Origin of the sequence: Prauserella aidingensis (assembly GCF_024171865.1) — a bacterium.
GTDB classification, from domain to species: Bacteria; Actinomycetota; Actinomycetes; order Mycobacteriales; family Pseudonocardiaceae; genus Prauserella; species Prauserella aidingensis.
In genome coordinates, this window is record NZ_JAMTCN010000003.1 from 281,999 (window position 1) to 302,581 (window position 20,583).

Here is a 20,583-nt window from a genome sequence, read left to right on the forward strand (position 1 = left end):
AGAGCCGTGTGCCTGCGCCGGAGCGACGGAGACGACGCGGATGACCACCGCCGACACGCGCCCGACCACCGAACCCCGCACCCGGCCGGGCCTCACCGGATGGTGGAGCGCCGCACCGGGCGCCGAACGGACGTTCCGGCCGGAACTGCAAGGTCTGCGAGCGATCGCGGCACTGCTGGTCGTGGCGTATCACGTCTGGCTCGACCGGATCTCCGGCGGCGTGGACGTCTTCTTCGTCGTCTCCGGGTTCCTCATCACCGGCCAGCTGGTGCGTGCTCGCTCACGCGGGCGCATCGCGTTCCGGCCGTTCTGGGGCCGGATGATCAAGCGGCTGTTCCCCGCCGCGTTGCTCGTGCTGGCGGCCACCATGGTCGCCGCCTACCTGTGGCTGCCGGAACACCGCTGGTTCGCCACGATCCGTGAGGTCGTCGCGGCGGCGCTGTATCTCGAGAACTGGCAGCTGGTGGCGACCTCCGCCGACTACTTCGCCGCCCGCGACGAGGCGAGCCCGACGCAGCACTACTGGTCACTGTCCATCCAGGGGCAGTTCTACGTGGCGTGGCCGCTGCTGATCGCGTTTCTCGGACTGCTGGCCGCCCGATCCGGGTGGAGCCTGCGCAGGACCGTGTTCGGTTCGCTGTTGACGATCGGCGCGGGATCGCTGGCGTACTCGGTGTGGCTGACGGCCGCGGACCAGCCGTTGGCGTACTTCACGTCGTTGACGCGGATCTGGGAGTTCGCGCTCGGCGGGCTGCTGGCACTGGTCATCGACCGGATCGCGCTGCCACGGGCGTTGCGGCTCGTGCTGGGCTGGCTGGGCGTGGCCGGGTTGGTCTCGTGTGGTCTGATCCTGCAGGTCGGTAGCGTGTTCCCGGGTTACGCGGCGCTGTGGCCCACGATGTCGGCGGTGTTCGTGCTGGTCGCGGGCGCCACGGCCAGCCCGCTGGGCGCCGACCGGTTCCTGTCGTCGCGGCCGGTCTCCTACCTGGGCGACATCAGCTACGCGCTGTACCTGTGGCACTGGCCGGTGCTGATGTTCTACCTGATCGTCCGGGACCGGACCGAGGTCGGCCCGCGAGGCGGCGCGGTGATCATCGCCGCGTCACTCGTCCTCGCCGTCATCACGTATCACCTGGTCGAGAACCCGGTGCGGCGGTCGAACATCGGAGTGACGAAGCCGTGGCGGGCCTACTCGCTGGGCGCGGCGATGCTGGTCGTGGTCCTCGGACTGGCGACGGTCTGGCAGGTGCACACCCTCGACAGGGCGTCGTTCACGCAGCACGCCGACGACCCCGACCACCCCGGCGCGCTGGTGGTGCGCCACGACGCCCCGCTGTACGACCCGCGTCACGACGTCGTCCCACCCGCCGCGGCGCTCGACGACGAGTACTACCTCCTCGAACCGGACGGCGACTTCGACTGCAGCACCTCGCCGCGTTCCGACGAGGTGGAGATCTGCGTCAAGGAGCCGACGGGTACGCCCACCCGGACGATCGTCACCGTCGGCGACTCGCACGTGTTGCAGTACGGCGCGGCGTTCGAACCGCTCGTGGACCGCAACGACTGGCGGGTCGTCACGCTGTACAAGCGCGGCTGCGCCTTCAGCGCGGGGGACTACCACCTCAACGGCATGCCCATCCCGCCCGACTGCGCCCGGTGGAACGACGCGGTACTGCCGGAGATCCTGGAGCTCGACCCGGACGCGGTGTTCTCGATGGCGACCCGCGACGCGTATCCCGGACTGACCGAGTCGACGCCCGAGAACTACGTCGTCCAGTGGCGGCGCGTCGCCGACGCGGGGATCCCGCTCGTGCTCGCTCGGGACAACCCGCGGTTCCGCGACTGGGAGCCCTCCGCGTGCGTGCTGAAACACGGCTACGACGCCGACCGATGCACCCGGCCGCGCGCCGAGATCTACGCGCCCGAACCGCCGTACGCCGCGCTGGCCGACCTGCCGCCGGAGATTCACTTCCTCGACCTGACCGACCGGCTCTGCCCGGGCGACACCTGCGAACCGGTGATCGGCAACGTCCTCGTGTACCGCGACGACGACCACCTGACGCAGACCTACCAGACCACCATGGCGACGGTTCTCGAGGAACGGATGGTCGACGCGCTGGGCTGGTGACGCGGCCGCCACCGGAACGGAGGCCGCCTCACAGGCCGTACTCCTCGAGCAACCGGAGCCACACCTCGCTGATCGTCGGGAAGGCGGGCACCGCGTGCCACAACCGGTGCAGCGGGACCTCCCCGACGACGGCGATCGTCGCGGCGTGCAACAGCTCGGCGGTGTCGGGGCCGACGAACGTCATGCCGAGCAGTACGTCACGCCGGGTGTCGACGATCGCGCGCAACCTGCCCCGATAGTCGTCGGCGTGCAGCGCGGACCCGGCGACCGCGATGTCGAGTTCCACGGCGCGTTGTCCCGGCCCTGCCGTCTCGCGCAGGCCGACGGACGCCACCTCGGGATCGGTGAACACCACCTGCGGCACGGCGTGGTGGTCGGCCGTCGCCGTGTGCTCACTCCACGGTGACGCGTTCACCGTGTCCCCGCGCGCCGCGGCGGCGACGACGTCACCCACGATCCGCGCCGCATACTTACCCTGATGCGTCAACGGTGCACGCCCCGTGACGTCACCGGCGGCGTAGAGCCACCGTCCGTCCACTCCGGACACGGAGCCGTGGTCGTCGACCGGCAACGACCCGCCGGGCTCCAGCCCCACGGTGTCGAGTCCGAGGTCGGCCGTGGCGGGCTTGCGTCCCGTGGCCACCAGCAGCCGGTCCGCATCGAGCGTGCCGGCGCCGTGGGTGATCCGCACGACACCCGGGCCGGATCCATCTACTGGGGACACCCGCTCGACGGCCGTGTCCGGATGCACCCGGACCCCGTCGGAGCGCAGACCGTCGGCGACCGCGTCGCCCGCGAAGGCCGGATAACCGGGCAACGGCCGCGGACCGGTCATGAACAGGTGCACCTCGGCGCCCAGTCGTGCCCACGCCTGCGCCATCTCCGTCCCGACGACACCACCGCCCAGCACCGCGAGCCGCCCCGGCACGGTCGACGACGTGGTCGCGTCGCGCGACGTCCACAGTAGCTCGCCGGGCACCTCCCCGAGCCCGTCCACCGACGGCATCCTGACCACGCTGCCGGTGCACACGATCACCGCCTGCCGAGCGTGGAACACGTCACCGTCGACGGTCACCTCGCGCTCGCCGGTGATCCGCGCGTGGCCGCGTACCGGTTCGATGCCCGCACTGCGCACCCACTCGACCTGCCCGTCGTCGTCCCCGCCGTGGGTGAACGCGTCCCGTCGGGCGAACACGGCCGCCGGGTCGAGTCCGCCTGCGTCGTCGACCCCCGGCATCCGCCGCACGGCCGACAGCAGATTTCCCGGCCGCAGCAACGCCTTGCTGGGGATACACGCCCAGTAGGAGCATTCGCCGCCGAACCGTTCGTGATCGACGAGCGCCGCGGTCAACCCTCCGGCGACGGCGCGGGCGGCCGCGTTCTCCCCCACCGGTCCGGCTCCGATCACCACGACGTCGTACCCGCGCTGTGCCATACCGTCGAGCGCACACCACCGCGCGGTCGTCCGCAACCCGGCAACTACCCTCGCTGCAGGAGCAGACAGCGCGGGCGATCGGCCCGCGGTAGGCGGGAACGCCTGCGCCCACACGAAATTGCGGAGGACGTTGGTGGCACGGAACACGGCGGTCGAGGTGCTCGACGACATCAGTGGCGAACCCGCGCAGGAGACGGTGCGTTTCGCTCTCGATGGCGTTCACTACGAGATCGATCTGGCGACGGCCAACGCCGAGGTTCTGCGCACGACCCTCACCCGCTACGCCGACAGCGGACGCCGCACCGGAGGGCGGAAACGGCCGCGGCGGCTGATCACCTCCCGCTCGGCCGCCACTGCGAAGGCGCCGGCCGCCAAGACGGCGGCCCCCAAGACGGCGACGACAAAGGCCACGACAAAGAAGACCACCGCCAAGAAGGTGGCGGGCGGCGAGGCGGCGGAGAAGGCCGCGACGAAGACGACGACCAAGGCCACGAAGTCGGCCACAGCGAACACCGCGGCGACGAAGACCACGGCGAAGAAGACCGCCGCGGCGAAGAACACGGGTGCAGCGAAGTCCGGTACGGCCGAGAAGGGCACCACGACGACCAAGGCCAAGGGCACGTCCTCCACGAGCGCCGCGGCGAAGAAGACGACCACCTCCACTACGGCGAAGACGGGGACGGCGAAGGCGGCCACGCCGAAGGCGACGGCGAAAACAGCCGCGAAGACCGGTGCGGCGAAGACCACCACGAAGGCGGCGGCCGAAACAGGAACGACGAAGCGGGGCACCAAGGCCGCCGGCACGGCCGGTGGCAAGAAGACGACCAACGCGGCGGACACCACCGCGAAGAAGAGCGCCGGGAAACCTGCCGCCCGGAAGCCGACGACCCGGAAGTCTGCGGGCACGACGCCGCAGCCCGCAGCGACGGGGCACGCGAAGCCGCAGGTCCCTCAGGTCACGTTCTCGGCGGCCCGCTGAGCCGACCGGCCGGCGACCCGGCGGTCACAAGCTCTTGAGCTCTTCGACGATGCCGCCGACGGACTCCTTGGCGTCGCCGAACAGCATCGCCGTCTTCGGATCGGTGAACAGGGCGTTGTCGATGCCGGCGAATCCCGAGCCCATCGAGCGCTTCAGCACGATCACCGACCGGCTCGAGGTGACGTGCAGGATCGGCATGCCGTAGATCGGCGAGTTCGGGTCGGACTGCGCGGCGGGGTTGGTCACGTCGTTCGCGCCGATCACGAGCGACACGTCCACCTGTGGGAACGCCGAGTTGCTCTCGTCCATCTCCTTGAGCGACTCGTACGGTACGTCGGCCTCGGCGAGCAGCACGTTCATGTGCCCCGGCATACGCCCGGCGACCGGGTGCACGGCGTAGGCGACGTCGATGCCCTTCGCCTCGAGCAGGTCGGCCATCTCCCGAACGGCGTGCTGCGCCTGGGCGACCGCCAGCCCGTAGCCGGGCACCACCATGACGCGGCCCGCGTAGGCGAGCTGGATCGCCGCGTCGGCAGCGCTGGTGCTGCGCACGGGGCGGTCCCCGCCGCCGCCCGCGGCCACGGCACCGCCGCCACCGCCTGAGCCGAAACCGCCCGCGAGGATCGCCGGGATGGAGCGGTTCATCGCCTGCGCCATGAGGTTCGTCAGGATCGACCCGGACGCGCCGACGATCATGCCCGCGACGATCAACGCCGTGTTGTCCAGCGCGAGGCCCATCGCCGCGGCCGACAGCCCGGTGAACGCGTTGAGCAGCGAGATCACGACGGGCATGTCCGCACCGCCGATCGGCAGCACCACCATGACGCCGATCAGTCCTGCGGCGACGAGCACGCCGATGATCAGCCATTCGGACCGCCCGCCCGCGGCGATGATCACGGCGCACGCCAGAGCCGCCGCCAGCAGGACGATGTTCAGCGGCTGCTGGAGCCTGCCGAGCGTCACCGGCCTGCCGGGGAGGAGTTCCTGCAGTTTGCCGAACGCGACACCCGACCCCCAGAACGACACCGAGCCCACGATCGCCGCGAACAACGACGCGATCGCCACGTACAGCGGTTCGGCCTCGTAGCCGGTCGTCACGCGGAACTCCACCCACGCGATGAGCGCGACCGCACCGCCGCCGACGCCGTTGAACAGCGCGACCATCTGCGGCATCGCCGTCATCTTCACGCGGCGCGCCGCCGGGACGCCGATCACCGCTCCGATGCCGAGTCCGAGCGCGATCAGCAGCCAGTTGCCCATGCCGGGCTGCAACAGCGTCGCGACGACGGCGACCGTCATGCCCGCCGCGGCGATCCAGTTGCCCCTGACGGCCGTGCGCGGGCCCGTCATCCCCATGAGCCCGTAGATGAACAGCACGAACGCGACGATGTAGCCCACGGAGACGAGCGTGGTCACTGCCCGCCCTCCTTGCCCGCGCCGGAGCCGCGTTCGCCCGGCCGCCGTTCGCCGGGCCGTTGCTTGAACATGCCGAGCATGCGGTCGGTGACGAGGAACCCGCCGACCACGTTGATCATGCCGAAGGCGATGGCCACGACGAGCAGGATCTTGTTCAGCACCCCGTCGACGCCGTGGCCGAGCACGATCAGCCCGCCGAGCAGCACGATGCCGTGGATGGCGTTCGTGCCGGACATCAGCGGGGTGTGCAGCGTGTTCGGCACCTTGGAGATCACGGTGTAGCCCACGAATCCGGCGAGCACCAGGATCGCGATGCTTTCGATCGGCACCTACGCCACCTCCTCCGGCGTGCCGGCGACACAGGCGCCGGCGACGATCTCGTCGGCCGGGTCGACGGCGAACCGGCCTTCGGCGTCCACGAGCAGTTCGACCAGTTCCACGAGGTTGCGCGCGTACAGCTCGCTGGCGTGCAAGGGCATCCCGGCGGGCAGGTTGAGCGGCGAGCTGATCGTCACACCGTCGACGTCGACGTCCTCGCCCGGCCGGGTCAGCTCGCAGTTGCCGCCGGTCGCGCCCGCCAGGTCGACGATGACGCTGCCGGGACGCATCCCCCGTACCGCCTCGGCGGTGACGAGGGTGGGCGCGGTGCGGCCCGGAACGAGCGCCGTGGTGATCACGACGTCGAAGCCGCCGATGGCCTCGGTGAGCCTGCGCTGCTGCTCCGCGCGTTCGTCGTCGGTGAGTTCGCGGGCGTAGCCGCCGTCGCCGATCGCCTCGATGCCGAGGTCCAGCCACTGCGCGCCCACGGACCGCACCTGTTCGGCGACCTCGGGGCGCACGTCGTACCCCGTGGCCTGCGCACCGAGTCGTTTCGCCGTCGCGAGCGCCTGCAACCCCGCGACCCCCGCGCCGAGTACGAGCACCGTCGCGGGCGGCACCGTGCCCGCGGCCGTCGTCAGCATGGGAAAGAACCGCGGCGAGCGCTGGGCCGCCAGCAGTGCGGCGCGGTAGCCGGACACGTTCGCCTGCGACGAGAGCGCGTCCATCGCCTGCGCGCGGGAGATCCGCGGGATCGATTCGACGGCGAACGCGGTGATCCCGGCGCGTTCGAGCGCCTCGACCCGGCCGGGCGACCCGAGCGGATCGAGGAATCCGATGAGGACGGTGCCTGCCGCGAGCCGTTCGATGTCCTCCTCGCCCGGCGGCGTCACCGTGAGCACGATGTCGCTGCGACGGGCGTCGCCGGCGTCACCGCCCCCGAGCTCCGCTCCGGCGGCCGTGTACAGCGCGTCGGGCAGGCCTGCCCGACTGCCCGCCCCCGGTTCGACCACGACCCGGATGCCCCGCTTGACCAGGCGCTCGGCGAGTTTCGGCACCAGCGCGACCCGTCGCTCCCCTGGCGCCGTCTCGGTCACGACGCCGACCGTCAGCGGTCCTGCCACCTTGCACGTCCTCCTCGTCGAGGAACCGGTCGATCACCATCATGGACCATGATGTAACGGAGATCACGTCTTGTGTGCCTCGGGGCGATGACGTAGAAGCTCCTCGCCGCACGCCGATCACCTCCCCGGGACGTGCTTCCGCTGCGTACCGTGGGGGTATGCACTCCACCGAGATCGAGATCCGCACCGGCGGCAGTGCGGTCGTGACGGACCTGACGCGCGAGGTGGAACGCTTCCTCGCCGACACGCCGGGCGGCGCCGAGGACGGCCTGCTGCACGCATGGGTACCGCACGCGACCGCGGGGCTGGCGATCCTCGAAACGGGCGCAGGCAGCGACGACGACCTGCTCGCCGCGATCGACGACCTGCTGCCCCGTGACGACCGGTGGCGGCACCGGCACGGCAGTCACGGCCACGGCCGCGACCACGTGCTGCCCGCGTTCCTACCGCCGTACGCGACCGTGCCGGTGCTCGGCGGCTCGCTCGCCCTCGGCACGTGGCAGTCGATCTGCCTCGTCGACACCAACGTCGACAACGCCGTCCGCCGGGTCCGGTTCAGCTTCCTCGCCGGCTGACCCCGCTACCCCCGCTGACCCCGCCGGGTCCGCCGAGGCTGCCGATGCCGCCCGCTCGGCCGCACTCCGCCGCGGCCACAGCACCGCGATCAGCCCGGCGACGAGCATCGAGCCGAGCACCCAGAGCGCAACCGTGACCTGGTCGGTTCCGGCCGTGCCCGCGAGCAGGCTGCGCAATCCCTCGGTCGGGAACCGGAACGGGGTCCACGACCACAGCAGCAGCCGGTAGGCCGGAGCGAGCACCTCGGGCACCTGCGACGCCACCGACGGCGCCAGCAGGTAGAGCGGCCCGAGCAGGGCCATCGCGGGAAGGCCGAGCCAACGCAGCAGCGCGCCCTGCACGGCGGCGAACGCGGTCGCCGTCAGTGCCACGAAGGCGAGCGTTTGCCAGCCGAGCGCCAGGGAGGAGTCCCACAGCGCGAGGAACCCTGCCAGCACGCCGGTGACGAGCACCCCGATGAGCGCCACATGGCTGAGCCGGGCGCCGGCACCCGGACGCAGCCGTCCACGGTGGACCTGTACCGCCAGCAGCGCCGAGCCTGCCAGTCCGCCGATCCACGCGAGCGCGCTCGCACCGAGCGGCGCCGTCCTCGCCGCGGGCCCCGTCGGATGGATCGTCGCCTCCTCCACCGGTGGCGGGTCCGCTGCCCGAACCTCGCCGATCGCCTCGGCGACCCGTCCGCCCGCGGTGGCGAGGGCCTGTTGCGCGACCTGCGTGCCCGCGGGATTGACGGTTCCCGAGGTCACGGTCGTGACCGTGGGACCGGCGGCCCCGCTCCCGAGTTCGAGCACGCCGTAGACGTCCCCGTTCTCGAGCAGTGTCCGCCCCTGCCGGGGCTCGACGAGCCGCCACTCGACCACCTCCCCGCCGGACCCGGTGACGCGTTCGGCCACCGCCTGCAGCGGGCCGGGCGCCTGCTCCGGGACCGCGACGGCGACCGGGATCCCGTCCGGCCGTGCACTCGCCTGCGCCCCGAACGTGAGAAACCCCAGCACGATCGCGACGAGCGCCCCCGCCACCGCCGTGCCCACGACGAGCGCGCCCGCCCGCGTTCGATGCCTCGACATGTCGACCACCTCGGACCCCGTTAATTCCTCGGACGTTGAATTCAACGTACGCGTCACTCCCGCGGGGATGTCAACAGTTGTTGAAAAAGTCGTCGGCTACCGTGTCCGGCGTGACGATCGGCGCACCCGACCTCCCACCCGACCGCCTCGTGCTCTGGGACATCGATCTGACGCTCGTCGACCTGTCCGGCAGCGGCGGCGACTGGTACCGGCAGGCGCTCGCGACGGTCGCGGGCGTCACGCTCGAACGAATGCCGTCGTTTCCCGGCCGTACCGAGCTGGCGATCACCACCGAACTGCTCACCGCACACGGGATCGAACCGACCCGCGAGCTCGTCGAGCGGCTGTGGCGGGAGCTCACCGCGCTCGCCACCGACCCGGCCGACGACCTGCGCGCCCGAGGGACGGCACTCCCGGGCGCGGCCGAGGTACTCGCGCGACTGGCCGGGACCGGGCGTGTCGTGCAGTCACTGGTGACCGGCAACCTGCCCGCGATCGCCCACCACAAGGTGAGTGCCTTCGGTCTGCACACCCACCTGGACCTCGACATCGGCGGCTACGGCTCGCTGTCGGCGCACCGCCCCGACCTCGTCGCCGAGGCCGTCGCACTCGCCGCGGGCAAACACGGCCGCGCGCCGGAACAGGTCGTCGTCATCGGCGACACCCCGCACGACGTCGGCGCCGCACTCGCCTGCGACGCGGTCGCCGTGGCCGTGGCGACGGGCAGACACGGCGTCGACGAACTGCGCGACTCCGGGGCCCACGCCGTCCTCCCGGACCTGTCCGACACCGACGCGGCGCTGGCCGCCATCCTGAGATAGGCCGCGCCGGCCCACACGCGTCGACGGGCGGGCGCCCCGGAAACACCTCAGGGTCTTCCCTGATCTTCACCGGCCATGGGTATGCACGTCACCCGCCGCCCGTTACGGTGCGTGCATGATCCACCGCTCGCGGTCCCTCTCCGTGCTCGCCGGCTTCCTCGCAGGTGCTCTCGCCATCTCCGGCACCACGACCATGATCACCGCGCACGCCGCCGCACACAGCACCGCGATGCCGGAGGTCGTCGCCACGGACCGTGGTGTCGTCCGTGGCACGGTCCACGCCGATCACCGGACGTTCGAGGGCATCCCGTACGCCGCACCGCCCGAACGTTGGCAACCACCGCAACCGGCCACGCCGTGGACGGGTGTTCGCGACGCCCGCAAGCCCGGTCCACGCTGCGCCCAGCCCGCGGACCCGTCGGCCGGAACGCCGGCGAGTACCGCCGAGGACTGCCTCCACCTGAACGTCACCACACCCACTGAAGCTCCGGAGCGCCCGCGACCGGTGGCCGTGTGGTTCCACGGCGGCGGGTTCCGTACAGGTTCGGGGAGCGAGCACGACGCCGCGCGGATGGCGAACCGGGGTGACATGGTCGTCGTCACGGTCAACTACCGCCTCGGCGCACTCGGCTTCGCGGCTCCCACGGGCGTCGAGGGCGCCGGTGCGTTCGGGCTGCTCGACCAACAGGCGGCACTCCGGTGGGTCCAGCGCAACGCACTCCACTTCGGGGGCGACCCCGGGAACGTGTCGATCTTCGGCGACTCGGCGGGCGGCGACAGCGTCTGTGCACAGCTCGCCTCACCTGCGGCGCTCGGGCTGTTCCACCGGGCCGTCGTGCAGAGCGGCACGTGCACCGAGACCGACGTGACCGGAGCGTTGCTGCCCGGTGGCGACCCCGAGCGCACGCCGACGTGGAAGTCGCGCGACGCCGCCGAATCGCTGACCACCGAGGTGGCCGCTCAGGTCGGGTGCGCAGGCACGGACGTACTGGAGTGCCTCCGGGACGTTCCGGTGAAGCGGCTCCTGACAGCCGCAGACGGCTCGGGCCAGGCGCCGTACTGGAGCCCCGCCGTGGGCGGCGACGTCCTCCCCCGCTCGCCCGCGGACGCGATCGCCTCCGGCCGGTTCAACCGGGTTCCCGTGCTGGCGGGCGCGACCCGCGACGAGGGCACGCTCCTCGCGGCGCCCGTCGAGCCCGCCATCGCGGGGCAACCGCGGACCTACCGCGAGTTCCTCGCCGCGGCGTTCGGTGACCGTGCCGACGCCGTCGAACGGCGATACCCGCTCGACGGGACGACGACGCCGGGCGGCCGCTGGGCTCAGCTGGTCGGCGACCGCGCCTTCGCGTGCCCCAACCTCGAGGCGCAGCGGACGTTCGCGAAATGGGTGCCGACCTATGCCTACGAGTTCGCGGATCGCGGTGCGCCGCAGCGGTTCGCCGTCGACCCGTCCTACCCGATGGGCGCCTATCACGGTGCCGACGTGCCGTACCTGCTCGATCCGTCGCGTGGCGACGTCGACCTCGAACCCGACCAGCGCCGACTGTCGAACGACATGATCGACTACTGGACGACGTTCATGGCCTCCGGTGACCCCAACGTGGCCTCGGCTCCCACCTGGCGACCGATGGCGACGGAGCACACCCGGCGGGTGCAATCGCTGTCTCCGGGCGCAACGGGGCCGCGCGACCCGTGGCGGGATCACCGGTGCGGGTTCTGGGCGGACATGGACGGCTGATCCCCGGCGATCTGTCGGGACGGACGGCCCCGTCAGCCGGTGGGCGTGACCGTGACGGTGCTGCGCTCGGATTGCGGCACGGCACGGAAACTGCCGAGGATTCCGCGGACGTCCTCCGGGCTCGCGAGGTCGGTGTCGGCGTAGACGACGAGCGCCACCACTTCGCCGTCGTCGCCCGCCGCGACCGCTCGGGTGCCGACGAGAGCGCGCTCCGGCACGCATCCTCCGGGCCGGTCCGGGGTCACCTCGGCGATCATCGACCGGGTGCTCCCGGACTCCTGATCGCCACGGGTGAACGGACCCGAATCCTCGGACAGCACCCGTACCCGCGGTGTCGTGCCGCCTTCCTCGGTGTAGGCCCGCGCGGACACCTCGTCCACGATCGGGCGCGTGGCCGCGTCCACCGGCCGGTCGAAGGTCCGCACCCCCGCGCCGCCAGCGTGCGTCGCATCGTCGCACTCCTTGCCCACGAAGGCCGACGCCGACAGGGCGAACCGCTCGTCGTGGCCGCCGCCTGCCTCCCAGCCGTGCACGACGCCCTGCTCGGGCTGCCAGCTCGGCGGCACGTCGTAGGCGTAGGCGCCGTCGCCGCCCGCCACCGGCTGCCAGCCGTCCACCGTGGGCGGTACGTCGACCCGCGTGACGGGGTCTGGGGTGTACTCGGACGTCGGCTCGGCCGAGTCGACATGGGCACCCGCGTCGTCGTGCTCGGGGAACAGCTGCGGCACGCCCCACATGGCCACCACCACGACGACCGGGCCGATCCAGCCGATCGAGCGCCTCCGCCCCGCACCACGGGACGAGGTCTTCACCCGCGGCGGCGGCACCGGACCGCCCCGGCCGGGCGCCGCAGACTGCTGCGGGGATGCCGGGTCGTGCGTCCCCGGATGCCGGGTCCCCGGATCCGCACTCCCCGGGCCCGCAGCCCCCTGATCCGCAGTAGTCCCCGGGTCCACAGCCCCCTGATCCGCAGTCCCCGGGTGCGCAGTCCCGGGGTCCACAGTCCCCTGATCCGCAGTCCCCGGGTGCGCAGTCCCCGGATACTGGCTGCCCCGATACGGGCTACCCGGATCCGCCGTCCCCGGATAGGGCGTGGCGGGGCGGTGGACCGTCGGAAGGTGCCCGGAGGGGTCCGGCGTGGGTGACGACTGCGGGCGGTACGTGTCGCTCGCGTCGGCGGGCTCGTAGCCGCCGACGCCCTTCAGCGCGGCCTTGTCCTCGTAGCCGTAGCGCGCCGACGTCTCGTCGCGCTTCTTCTTCCGACCGAAGATCACCGGCAGCCCTCCCCCAGGCGGCGCGGGCTACCCGCGCACGAGTCCCGTCACGTGGTCGACGATGGCGTCCGCGTCGATCTCGGTGCGCTCGCCGGTCGCGCGGTCCTTCACCTCGACCACGCCCTTCGCGAGACCCTTGCCCACGACGACGATCGTCGGCACGCCGATGAGCTCCGCGTCGGCGAACTTCACGCCCGGCGAAACGGTGCGGTCGTCGAAGAGCACCGACACGCCGCGCTGCGACAGCTCGCCCGCGATGCGCTCACCACCCTCGAACACGGTGTCGTCCTTGCCCGCCACGACGAGGTGAACGTCCGCCGGCGACACCGCACGCGGCCACACGAGACCCAGCTCGTCGTGGTGCTGCTCGGCGATCGCCGCGACCAGCCGCGAGACGCCGATGCCGTAGGAACCCATGGTGATGCGCACGGGCTTCGAGTCCGGGCCGAGCGCGTCGAGCTCGAACGCGTCGGCGTACTTGCGGCCGAGCTGGAAGATGTGGCCGATCTCGATGCCGCGCGCAGCGACGAGCGTGCCCTGACCGTCGGGCGAGGCGTCGCCCTCGCGAACCTCGGCGGCCTCGACGGTGCCGTCCGGCGTGAAGTCGCGTCCGCACACGAGGTCGACGACGTGGTGGTCGGCCTTGTCGGCACCGGTGACCCACGCGGTCCCCGTGACGATGCGCGGGTCGACCAGGTACCGGACACCGTTCGCCTGCAGCACTCCCGGCCCGATGTAGCCCTTGACGAGGAACGGGTTGGCCGCGAAGTCCGCCTCCTCGACGAGCGCGACCTCGGCGGGCTCGAGCGCGGCCTCGAGCCGCTTCATGTCGACCTCGCGGTCGCCGGGCACGCCGACGCCGAGGAGCGTCCACTCCTTCTCACCCGGCATGCGCGTCTTGACCAGCACGTTCTTGAGCGTGTCCGCGGCGGTGAACTCGCGGCCCAGGCCGGCGCCGTTGAGGAAGTCGACGAGCGTCTCGATCGTCGGCGTGTCCGGAGTGTGGTGCACCTGCGCCTCGGGCAGCCCCTCGAGCGGGCGTGCGGCCGGCGGGGGCGTCACGACGGCCTCGACGTTGGCCGCGTAGCCGGAGTCGGTGCTGCGGACGTAGGTGTCCTCACCGGACTCGGCGGTCGCGAGGAACTCCTCCGACGCCGAACCGCCCATCGCGCCCGACGTGGCCGCGACGATCACGTAGTCGAGTCCCAGTCGGTCGAAGATCCTGATGTAGGCGCCGCGGTGCTTCTGGTACGACGCCTCGAGACCCTCGTCGTCGAGATCGAACGAGTACGAGTCCTTCATGACGAACTCGCGCCCGCGCAGCACGCCCGCGCGGGGCCGCGCCTCGTCCCGGTACTTCGTCTGCACCTGGTACAGCATCACCGGGTAGTCCTTGTAGGAGCTGTACTCGCCCTTGACGGTGAGCGTGAACAGCTCCTCGTGCGTCGGCCCGAGCAGGTAGTCGGCGCCCTTGCGGTCCTTGATGCGGAACAGCGTGTCGCCGTACTCGCTCCACCGGCCGGTGGCCTCGTAGGGCTCCTTCGGCAGCAGCGCGGGGAACTGGATCTCCTGCGCGCCGATGGCGTCCATCTCCTCACGCACGACCCGCTCGATGTTGCGCAGCACGCGCAGGCCGAGCGGCAGCCAGGAGTAGCCGCCCGGAGCGGCGCGGCGGACGTAGCCTGCGCGCACCAGCAACCGGTGGCTGGGCACCTCGGCGTCCGCCGGGTCCTCACGCAGCGTGCGCAGGAACAACGACGACATCCTGGTGATCACGGTGTGCTCCTAGGGAGACGGAAAGCGGTGATGGACGAAGGGTAGTCGGCGCGCCGTGAGCCGGGACAACCGGTTATCGGGCCGGCCCCGCGGCGCCACTACCCTCGGACGGCGTGCTCGTTCTGTTGCCCCCTTCCGAGACCAAGGCCGCAGGCGGTGACGGCGCTCCGCTCGACCTGGACGCGCTGTCGCTGCCCGAACTGAACCCGGTGCGGCGCAAGCTGGCCGACGCGCTCGTCGACCTGGCGGCCGACGTGCCCGCGAGCCTGGCCGCGCTCGGACTGTCCGAACGGCAGTCGGGCGAGGTGGAACGGAACGCGGCGCTGTGGACGTCGCCGACGATGCCCGCGCTGCAGCGCTACACCGGCGTGCTCTACGACGCCCTGGACGCGCGGTCGTTCTCCGGCGCCGCGGCCGACCGGGCGGCGAGCAGGCTCGCCGTGGCGTCGGCGCTGTTCGGCGTCGTGCGCGCGGGTGATCCGATCCCCGCGTACCGACTGTCGGGCGGCAGCTCGCTGCCCGGTTTCCCGGCGCTGCGGTCGGTGTGGCGCCCGGTGCTGGAACCGGTGTTGCAGTCCGACGAGCTGGTCGTCGACCTGCGCTCCGGTGCGTACGCGGCGCTGGCGCGGATTCCCGGCGCCGTGACCGTGCGCGTGGTCACCGAGGACTCGTCGGGTGAGCGCAAGACCGTCAGTCACCACAACAAGGCATACAAGGGACGGCTCGCGGCCGCACTCGCGACGAGCCGCGCCGAGCCGTCCACTGTGGATAAGGTCGTGACCGTCGCGGAGAAGGCGGGCCTGACCATGGAGCGCGCGGGCGAGACCGAACTCGTCCTCGTCACCGACCACTGATCCGCTGCGGCCTGCCGGGACTCATCCGGCACCGCCGAACCGCTCGGGGCGCAGCAGCGCCGGGATGCCGGGCCGTTCCCCGAGCGCGGCCGCCGCGGCCAGGCTCGCCGCGTACGGCCCGATCGTCAGCCCGCCCGCGCCGAATCCGGTGAGCACGGTGACCTCGGGGTGCGTCTCGAGCGCACCGATGACGGGCCTGCCGTCGGGCGTGACGGGGCGGAAGCCCACGCGCGTCTCCAGCAGTGTCGCGTCGGCCAGGCCCGGGGCGACGGTCAGCGCCTGCGTCAACACCTCGCGTTGCCCCTCGGCCGTGACACGGTGGTCGAAGCCCGCTCCGGTCTCGCGAGTCGCTCCCGCGACGACCCGGGAGTCGGGGAACGCGAGCATGTAGTGCCCGGACCCGGCCGGCGACACGACCGGCCACGCCGCGGTGTCGGGTGACGCGGTGTCGGGTGACGCGCTGTCCGACGACGCGGTGCCGGGTTCGCCGACCCCGAAGTGGCTGATCTGCCCACGCTGCGGCTCGACGGGCAACGGCACCCCCAACGCCGCGGCCAGCGGGGCGGTCCACGCGCCCGCGGCGAGCACCACGCCGTCGGCCTCGACCACGTCGCCTGCCACCCGCACGCCCGCGACGCGGCCGGAGCGGACCTCGAGTTCGGCCGCGCCGTCGAGGAGACGCGCTCCCCGCGCGGCGGCCGCGGCGAGGAAGGTCTCGCGGAGCGTCCGGCCGTCGACCCGTCCGCCGCCCGCGATGTGCACCGCACCGAGCTCGGGCGCCAGCAGCGGCATGCGCTCGGCGGCGCCCGCCGGGTCGAGCAGCGTCACCTCGCCCGCGTCGGGCCAGCGCCGCGCCCGTGCGAGGGCGCGTTCGTGGAACTCGCGCAGCCACGTCTCGTCCGGCGACACGACGAGCCCGCCGACGATCGCGAACGACGTCTCCCCCGCCCCCTCGGCAGCCAGGTCCTCAACGAGCGTCCGGTAGTAGGCGGCGCCCTCCGCGTGGAAGGCGAGTTCCTCGCCGTCGAGGGTCCGCGAATTCCACGGCGAGACGATCCCGGCACCCGCCGCCGTCGCCCGCCCCGCCAGGTCGGCGTCCACCACGACGACCTCGGCGCCCCGCCGCGCCAACTGCCAGGCGGTGCCCGCGCCTGCGATGCCCGAACCGATGATCACGATGCGCATGCGGCCACTATGCCCCTTCCCACAGTCCCCACTCGCAGTCCCTACTCGCAGCCCCGCACCGGCGGCTCCGCACTCGCAGCCCTGTGCGCACGGCTCCGTGCACCCCGGGTCCGGACCGCACCGCCACGGGACCCGGTGCGGCACCTCACTCGCCCGCCGCTGACGCACCGCGCCCGTCTGGGGTAGAGTGCTTGGAGCGCCGTGAGCCGAAGGGCTCCTTCACACGGCGATCCGATTTCCCATCCATTTGGCGCGCTACATCGGCCGGAGGCGGCACGAGATTCCGGCGCGCCGGGTTCGTCCTTGCGAACGCCCACCCGCACCCGACGTGCGACTCTCCCGGGCCTCCTTGCGACGTGCCACGTCCGAGAGGCCTGTGTGAGCACAAACCTGTCCACGTCCGCACCCACGTCCACCGCATCCGTGCCGTTCGCCGACCTGCCGCTGCCGCTCCCCCTGGTGCGCGCGCTCGAGGCCGACGGCATGACCGACGCGTTCGCCATCCAGGCGGCCACGCTGCCCGATGCCCTCGCCGGCCACGACGTCCTCGGCCGGGCCCAGACCGGCTCCGGAAAGACCCTCGCCTTCGGCCTCGCGCTGCTGGCCCGCCTCGAAGGCGGCAAGGCCCGTCCGAAGAAGCCCCGCGCGCTGGTGCTCGTGCCCACCCGCGAACTGGCGATGCAGGTCGCCGAGGTGCTGATCCCGCTGGCCAAGACGCTCGGCCTCTGGTGCCGCACCGCGGTCGGCGGCATGGCCTTCAACCGGCAGGCCGACGCCCTGTCCCGCGGCGTCGACCTGCTCATCGCCACGCCGGGCCGGCTGTCGGACCATGTCCGCCAGGGCACGTGCGCCCTCGACGAGATCGGCTACGTCGCCCTCGACGAGGCCGACCAGATGGCCGACATGGGCTTCCTGCCCCAGGTCCGCGAGATCCTCGACCTCACGCCCGCCGACGGACAGCGGCTGCTGTTCTCCGCCACGCTCGACGGCGACGTCTCCAAGCTCGTGCAGCGCTACCTGCACAACCCGGTGACGCACTCCGTCGCGCCCGTGACGGCGTCGGTGACGAACATGGATCACTACCTGCTGCAGCTCTCGCAGCCGGACAAGATGCCGGTGATCACCGAGATCGGCGCCCGCGAGGGCAAGACGATCATGTTCGTGCGCACCAAGCACCACGTCGACCGGCTCGCCACCAAGCTGCGCTCCCAGGGCGTGCCCGCCGGGGCGCTGCACGGCGGCAAGACCCAGGGCCAGCGCAACCGCGTCCTCGCGGACTTCAAGGACGGCCGCACGACGGTGCTGGTCGCCACGGACGTCGCCGCACGCGGCATCCACGTCGACGACGTCAGCCTCGTGCTGCACGTCGATCCGCCCGCCGACCACAAGGACTACCTGCACCGCGCAGGGCGCACCGCGCGGGCGGGTGCCTCGGGCACGGTCGTCACCCTGATCACGCGCGATCAGCGACGGCAGACGCTGCGGCTCACCGACAAGGCCGGCGTGAAGCCCAAGTCGCTGCTCGTCACGCCGGGCGACGCCGAGCTCGTCCGCATCACCGGCGCGCGCACCCCCAGTGGCGTGCCGCTGGTCGACAAGCAGCCGCAGCAGGAGCAGCGTCGTTCCGGTGGCGGGCGGCCCGGCGGTGGTCGCCCCGGAGGCAGGAACGGCGGCCGTCCCGGCGACCGTGGCGGCCAGGGCCGTGGCGGCAACGGCGGTCAGGGTCGCGGGGGTAACGGCGGTCAGCGCCGTGGCGGCGGCCGCAGGCCCCGCAGGCCCGTCGACGCCTGACCCGACCCCGCGCCCCCAAGGGCACTGTGGTTGCACTCAACGCGACGCATCCTCCCCTCGCGGTGCCGACTCCGGACACCAACTCGAGAGGTCCGCAGCGCTACATCGGGAACAGTTCGAACGCACACGCAGGCACGCCGCCGAAGCGGGCACCCGCTTCGGCGGCGGCGTCGCGCAGGAAGGCCGGATCGGCCATCGACGCGTCGCCGAGGCCGTCGAGGTAGGCGCGGTGCTCCCGTAGCGAGTCCACGGCCAGGTCCAGCGTGTCGGTGATGTCGACCGCGTGCGTGGCCTGCGGCGAGGCGACGGCAGCGACCCACCGCACACCGTCCCACGGTTCGAGCCCCTGGGCCGTCAGCTCGCGGAAGACCCACCGGTTGGCCGCGTCGCGCACCGCGTCCAACGTCGCGAGACCCACGTTGCGATGGTCGGCCATGTTCAGCCACGGGCCACCCGGCCAGGTGTCCCGGTGGTTCGTCATGATCACCAACTCGGGCCGGTGCCTGCGGATCGCGGCGGCGATGTCCCGGCGCAACGGCAGGCCGTACTCGACGACGCCGTCGGCGTGGTCGAGGAACTCCACCGTATCGACCCCCACCACGCGTGCCGCGGCGAGCTGTTCCCGCTCGCGCACGACGGCCGCCTCCTCGGGTGTCATGCCGTCGATCCCCGCCTCACCGCGGGTGGCGAGGGTGTAGACCACCGACCTGCCTTCCCGCGTCCAGCGCGCGACCGCCCCCGCGCCCCCGTACTCGAGGTCGTCCGGATGCGCCACGACGGCCAGTGCCCGGTTCCAGTCACCGGGCATGACCTCCAGTTCCGGCGTGTCGGCCACCCCTCGCTCCCCTCTCGTCGCCCACCTGGTGCGACACTGCCACCCGTGAACGCACCCGGTCCAGCTCTTCCGCCCGACGAGGTTTTCGACTGGCTCGACGCCGAAGCAGCCACCCGGAGCGACTCCGGCCTGACACACAGGCCGCGGCAGCGCGGTGCCACCCCCGTTCCCGGCGAGATCGACCTCGCGGGCGACGACTACCTCGGGCTCGCGCGCGACAAACGCGTCGCGGGTGCCACCGCGGCAGCGGCGCTGAAGTGGGGTGCGGGCGCGGCGGGCACCCGCCTCCTCGGCGGTGCGCTCGAACTGCACGCGGAACTGGAGCACGAACTCGCCCGGTTCGTGGGCGCGCAGGCCGCGGCCGTGTTCCCCTCGGCCTACACCGCGAACCTGGCCGCGGTCACGGCGCTGTCGGGCACCGAGTCGGCAATCGTCAGCGACAAGTACGTCCAGCCCTCCCTCGTCGACGGATGCAGGTTGGCCCGCGGCGACGTCGCGGCGGTGGCGCACCTCGACACCGACGCCGTCGCCCACGCGCTCTCCACCCGGCGCAAACCGCGCGCGCTCGCGGTGACCGAGTCGGTCTTCGCCGTCGACGGGGACGCGGCCGACCTCGGCACGCTCGTCGAGACATGCCGCAGCCACGGCGCGGCGCTGCTGGTCGACGACGCCCACGGCTTCGGTGTGCTGGGTGACGGCGGCCGCGGCGCGGTGTACGACGCCGGTCTGTCCTCGGCGCCCGACGTGGTGACGACGCTGTCGCTCGGCGGCGCCCTCGGCGTGCAGGGTGGGGCCGTGCTCGGGCCGCGTCGGGCGATCCGGCAGATCGTCGACGTCGCCCGCGCCTACGGCTACGACGCCGCACCGGCGCCGGGAAACGCCTCGGCCGCGCTGGCCGCACTCGCCGCGCTGCGGGAGGAGCCGGAGCTGCCCGGAACCGCCGTCGACGGCGCCATGTCCCTGGCGCAGGGTCTCCGGGCGGCAGGACTGCGGACCAGCCTGCCCGCCGCGGCCATCGTGTCGCTACCCGCGCCCGGTGCGGCGGCCGCCGCCTCGTGGGCCGACGCATGCGCCGAACACGGCGTGCACGTGGGACGGGTGTGCCCACCGGTCGCCCCCGACGGGGTGACACGGCTCCGGCTGACCGCCAGGACGGGACTGTCGGAGTCCGACGTGGACACCGCCGTCAAGGTCGTCTCCGAGACGGCGCCGCGGTCCTGACCTCCGCGTTCCCGAGCTCCGCGGGCCTGCGCAGCGAGCGCAGGC

General features: G+C 72.5%; 16 protein-coding genes and 1 pseudogene. 8 read left to right on the forward strand and 9 right to left on the reverse strand.

Annotated elements, in window-relative coordinates; genetic code table 11:
- Window positions 1–40 precede the first annotated feature (40 nt).
- The gene (locus tag LY13_RS05410) at window positions 41–2,128 is read left to right on the forward strand and encodes an acyltransferase family protein (protein ID WP_253827096.1); all 2,088 of its coding nucleotides are present in this window, start codon (window positions 41–43) and stop codon (window positions 2,126–2,128) included.
- Between the two features lie 28 nt (window positions 2,129–2,156).
- On the opposite strand, the gene LY13_RS05415 is transcribed toward LY13_RS05410, so the two are convergent.
- On the reverse strand, window positions 2,157–3,563 hold the full coding sequence (locus tag LY13_RS05415; RefSeq protein WP_253827097.1) for a dihydrolipoyl dehydrogenase family protein: 1,407 nt from the start codon (window positions 3,561–3,563) through the stop codon (window positions 2,157–2,159).
- Between the two features lie 133 nt (window positions 3,564–3,696).
- Here LY13_RS05415 and LY13_RS05420 point away from each other — a divergent pair, with 133 nt between their 5' ends.
- Window positions 3,697–4,542: an Lsr2 dimerization domain-containing protein gene (locus LY13_RS05420; protein WP_253827098.1), complete on the forward strand. Its 846-nt coding sequence runs from the start codon at window positions 3,697–3,699 to the stop codon at window positions 4,540–4,542.
- A gap of 24 nt (window positions 4,543–4,566) precedes the next feature.
- Here the strand turns inward: LY13_RS05420 and LY13_RS05425 are convergent, their stop codons facing one another.
- The 3 genes from LY13_RS05425 to LY13_RS05435 are packed head-to-tail and all read right to left on the reverse strand — an operon-like array spanning window position 4,567 to window position 7,400.
- Window positions 4,567–5,958 carry an NAD(P)(+) transhydrogenase (Re/Si-specific) subunit beta gene (locus tag LY13_RS05425; protein ID WP_253827099.1) on the reverse strand — a complete coding sequence of 464 codons (1,392 nt, stop codon included), beginning with the start codon at window positions 5,956–5,958 and terminating at the stop codon, window positions 4,567–4,569.
- Window positions 5,955–6,287 (reverse strand): NAD(P) transhydrogenase subunit alpha part 2, encoded by a 333-nt coding sequence (locus LY13_RS05430; RefSeq protein ID WP_253827100.1) that lies wholly within the window; start codon window positions 6,285–6,287, stop codon window positions 5,955–5,957. The genes LY13_RS05425 and LY13_RS05430 overlap by 4 nt, the downstream gene beginning before the upstream one ends.
- On the reverse strand, window positions 6,288–7,400 hold the full coding sequence (locus LY13_RS05435) for an NAD(P) transhydrogenase subunit alpha (RefSeq protein ID WP_253827101.1): 1,113 nt from the start codon (window positions 7,398–7,400) through the stop codon (window positions 6,288–6,290). It lies immediately after the preceding gene.
- 158 nt (window positions 7,401–7,558) lie between these two features.
- On the opposite strand from LY13_RS05435, the gene LY13_RS05440 reads away from it, so the two are divergent.
- Window positions 7,559–7,975, forward strand: coding sequence for a YjbQ family protein (locus LY13_RS05440; RefSeq protein ID WP_308216274.1), 417 nt, complete (start codon window positions 7,559–7,561; stop codon window positions 7,973–7,975).
- On the opposite strand, the pseudogene LY13_RS05445 reads toward LY13_RS05440, so the two are convergent.
- Window positions 7,919–9,043, reverse strand: a pseudogene (locus tag LY13_RS05445) (YhgE/Pip domain-containing protein); the annotation flags it as partial. The gene LY13_RS05440 and the pseudogene LY13_RS05445 sit on opposite strands and share 57 nt — an antisense overlap.
- Window positions 9,044–9,153: 110 nt before the next feature.
- On the opposite strand from LY13_RS05445, the gene LY13_RS05450 reads away from it, so the two are divergent.
- The gene (locus LY13_RS05450; RefSeq protein ID WP_253827105.1) at window positions 9,154–9,864 is read left to right on the forward strand and encodes an HAD family hydrolase; all 711 of its coding nucleotides are present in this window, start codon (window positions 9,154–9,156) and stop codon (window positions 9,862–9,864) included.
- A 115-nt stretch (window positions 9,865–9,979) separates the two neighbouring features.
- Complete coding sequence (locus LY13_RS05455) at window positions 9,980–11,602, forward strand: carboxylesterase/lipase family protein (RefSeq protein ID WP_253827107.1); 1,623 nt, start codon at window positions 9,980–9,982, stop codon at window positions 11,600–11,602.
- A gap of 32 nt (window positions 11,603–11,634) precedes the next feature.
- On the opposite strand, the gene LY13_RS05460 is transcribed toward LY13_RS05455, so the two are convergent.
- Window positions 11,635–12,876, reverse strand: coding sequence for a DUF8017 domain-containing protein (locus tag LY13_RS05460; protein ID WP_253827108.1), 1,242 nt, complete (start codon window positions 12,874–12,876; stop codon window positions 11,635–11,637).
- Window positions 12,877–12,903: 27 nt separating this feature from the next.
- On the reverse strand, window positions 12,904–14,652 hold the full coding sequence (locus LY13_RS05465; RefSeq protein WP_253827112.1) for a proline--tRNA ligase: 1,749 nt from the start codon (window positions 14,650–14,652) through the stop codon (window positions 12,904–12,906).
- A 113-nt stretch (window positions 14,653–14,765) separates the two neighbouring features.
- On the opposite strand from LY13_RS05465, the gene yaaA reads away from it, so the two are divergent.
- Complete coding sequence (gene yaaA / locus LY13_RS05470) at window positions 14,766–15,506, forward strand: peroxide stress protein YaaA (RefSeq protein WP_253827114.1); 741 nt, start codon at window positions 14,766–14,768, stop codon at window positions 15,504–15,506.
- Between the two features lie 21 nt (window positions 15,507–15,527).
- On the opposite strand, the gene LY13_RS05475 is transcribed toward yaaA, so the two are convergent.
- Window positions 15,528–16,691: an NAD(P)/FAD-dependent oxidoreductase gene (locus LY13_RS05475; protein ID WP_253827116.1), complete on the reverse strand. Its 1,164-nt coding sequence runs from the start codon at window positions 16,689–16,691 to the stop codon at window positions 15,528–15,530.
- A gap of 378 nt (window positions 16,692–17,069) precedes the next feature.
- On the opposite strand from LY13_RS05475, the gene LY13_RS05480 reads away from it, so the two are divergent.
- Complete coding sequence (locus LY13_RS05480) at window positions 17,070–18,482, forward strand: DEAD/DEAH box helicase (protein ID WP_253827117.1); 1,413 nt, start codon at window positions 17,070–17,072, stop codon at window positions 18,480–18,482.
- A gap of 100 nt (window positions 18,483–18,582) precedes the next feature.
- Here LY13_RS05480 and LY13_RS05485 read toward each other — a convergent pair whose 3' ends face one another.
- Window positions 18,583–19,290 carry a PIG-L deacetylase family protein gene (locus LY13_RS05485; protein WP_253827263.1) on the reverse strand — a complete coding sequence of 236 codons (708 nt, stop codon included), beginning with the start codon at window positions 19,288–19,290 and terminating at the stop codon, window positions 18,583–18,585.
- A 72-nt stretch (window positions 19,291–19,362) separates the two neighbouring features.
- On the opposite strand from LY13_RS05485, the gene LY13_RS05490 reads away from it, so the two are divergent.
- A complete protein-coding gene (locus LY13_RS05490; RefSeq protein ID WP_253827119.1) occupies window positions 19,363–20,538 on the forward strand; it encodes an aminotransferase class I/II-fold pyridoxal phosphate-dependent enzyme in 1,176 nt (391 codons plus the stop codon).
- Window positions 20,539–20,583 lie beyond the last annotated feature (45 nt).

Bases quoted from the DNA above. Each gene is read 5' to 3' on its own strand.
- LY13_RS05410 (WP_253827096.1), top strand. From the start codon at position 41: ATGACCACCGCCGACACGCGCCCGACCACCGAACCCCGCACCCGGCCG.
- LY13_RS05415 (WP_253827097.1), bottom strand. From the start codon at position 3,563: ATGGCACAGCGCGGGTACGACGTCGTGGTGATCGGAGCCGGACCGGTG.
- LY13_RS05440 (WP_308216274.1), top strand. From the start codon at position 7,559: ATGCACTCCACCGAGATCGAGATCCGCACCGGCGGCAGTGCGGTCGTG.
- LY13_RS05455 (WP_253827107.1), top strand. From the start codon at position 9,980: ATGATCCACCGCTCGCGGTCCCTCTCCGTGCTCGCCGGCTTCCTCGCA.
- LY13_RS05475 (WP_253827116.1), bottom strand. From the start codon at position 16,691: ATGCGCATCGTGATCATCGGTTCGGGCATCGCAGGCGCGGGCACCGCC.
- LY13_RS05485 (WP_253827263.1), bottom strand. From the start codon at position 19,290: ATGCCCGGTGACTGGAACCGGGCACTGGCCGTCGTGGCGCATCCGGAC.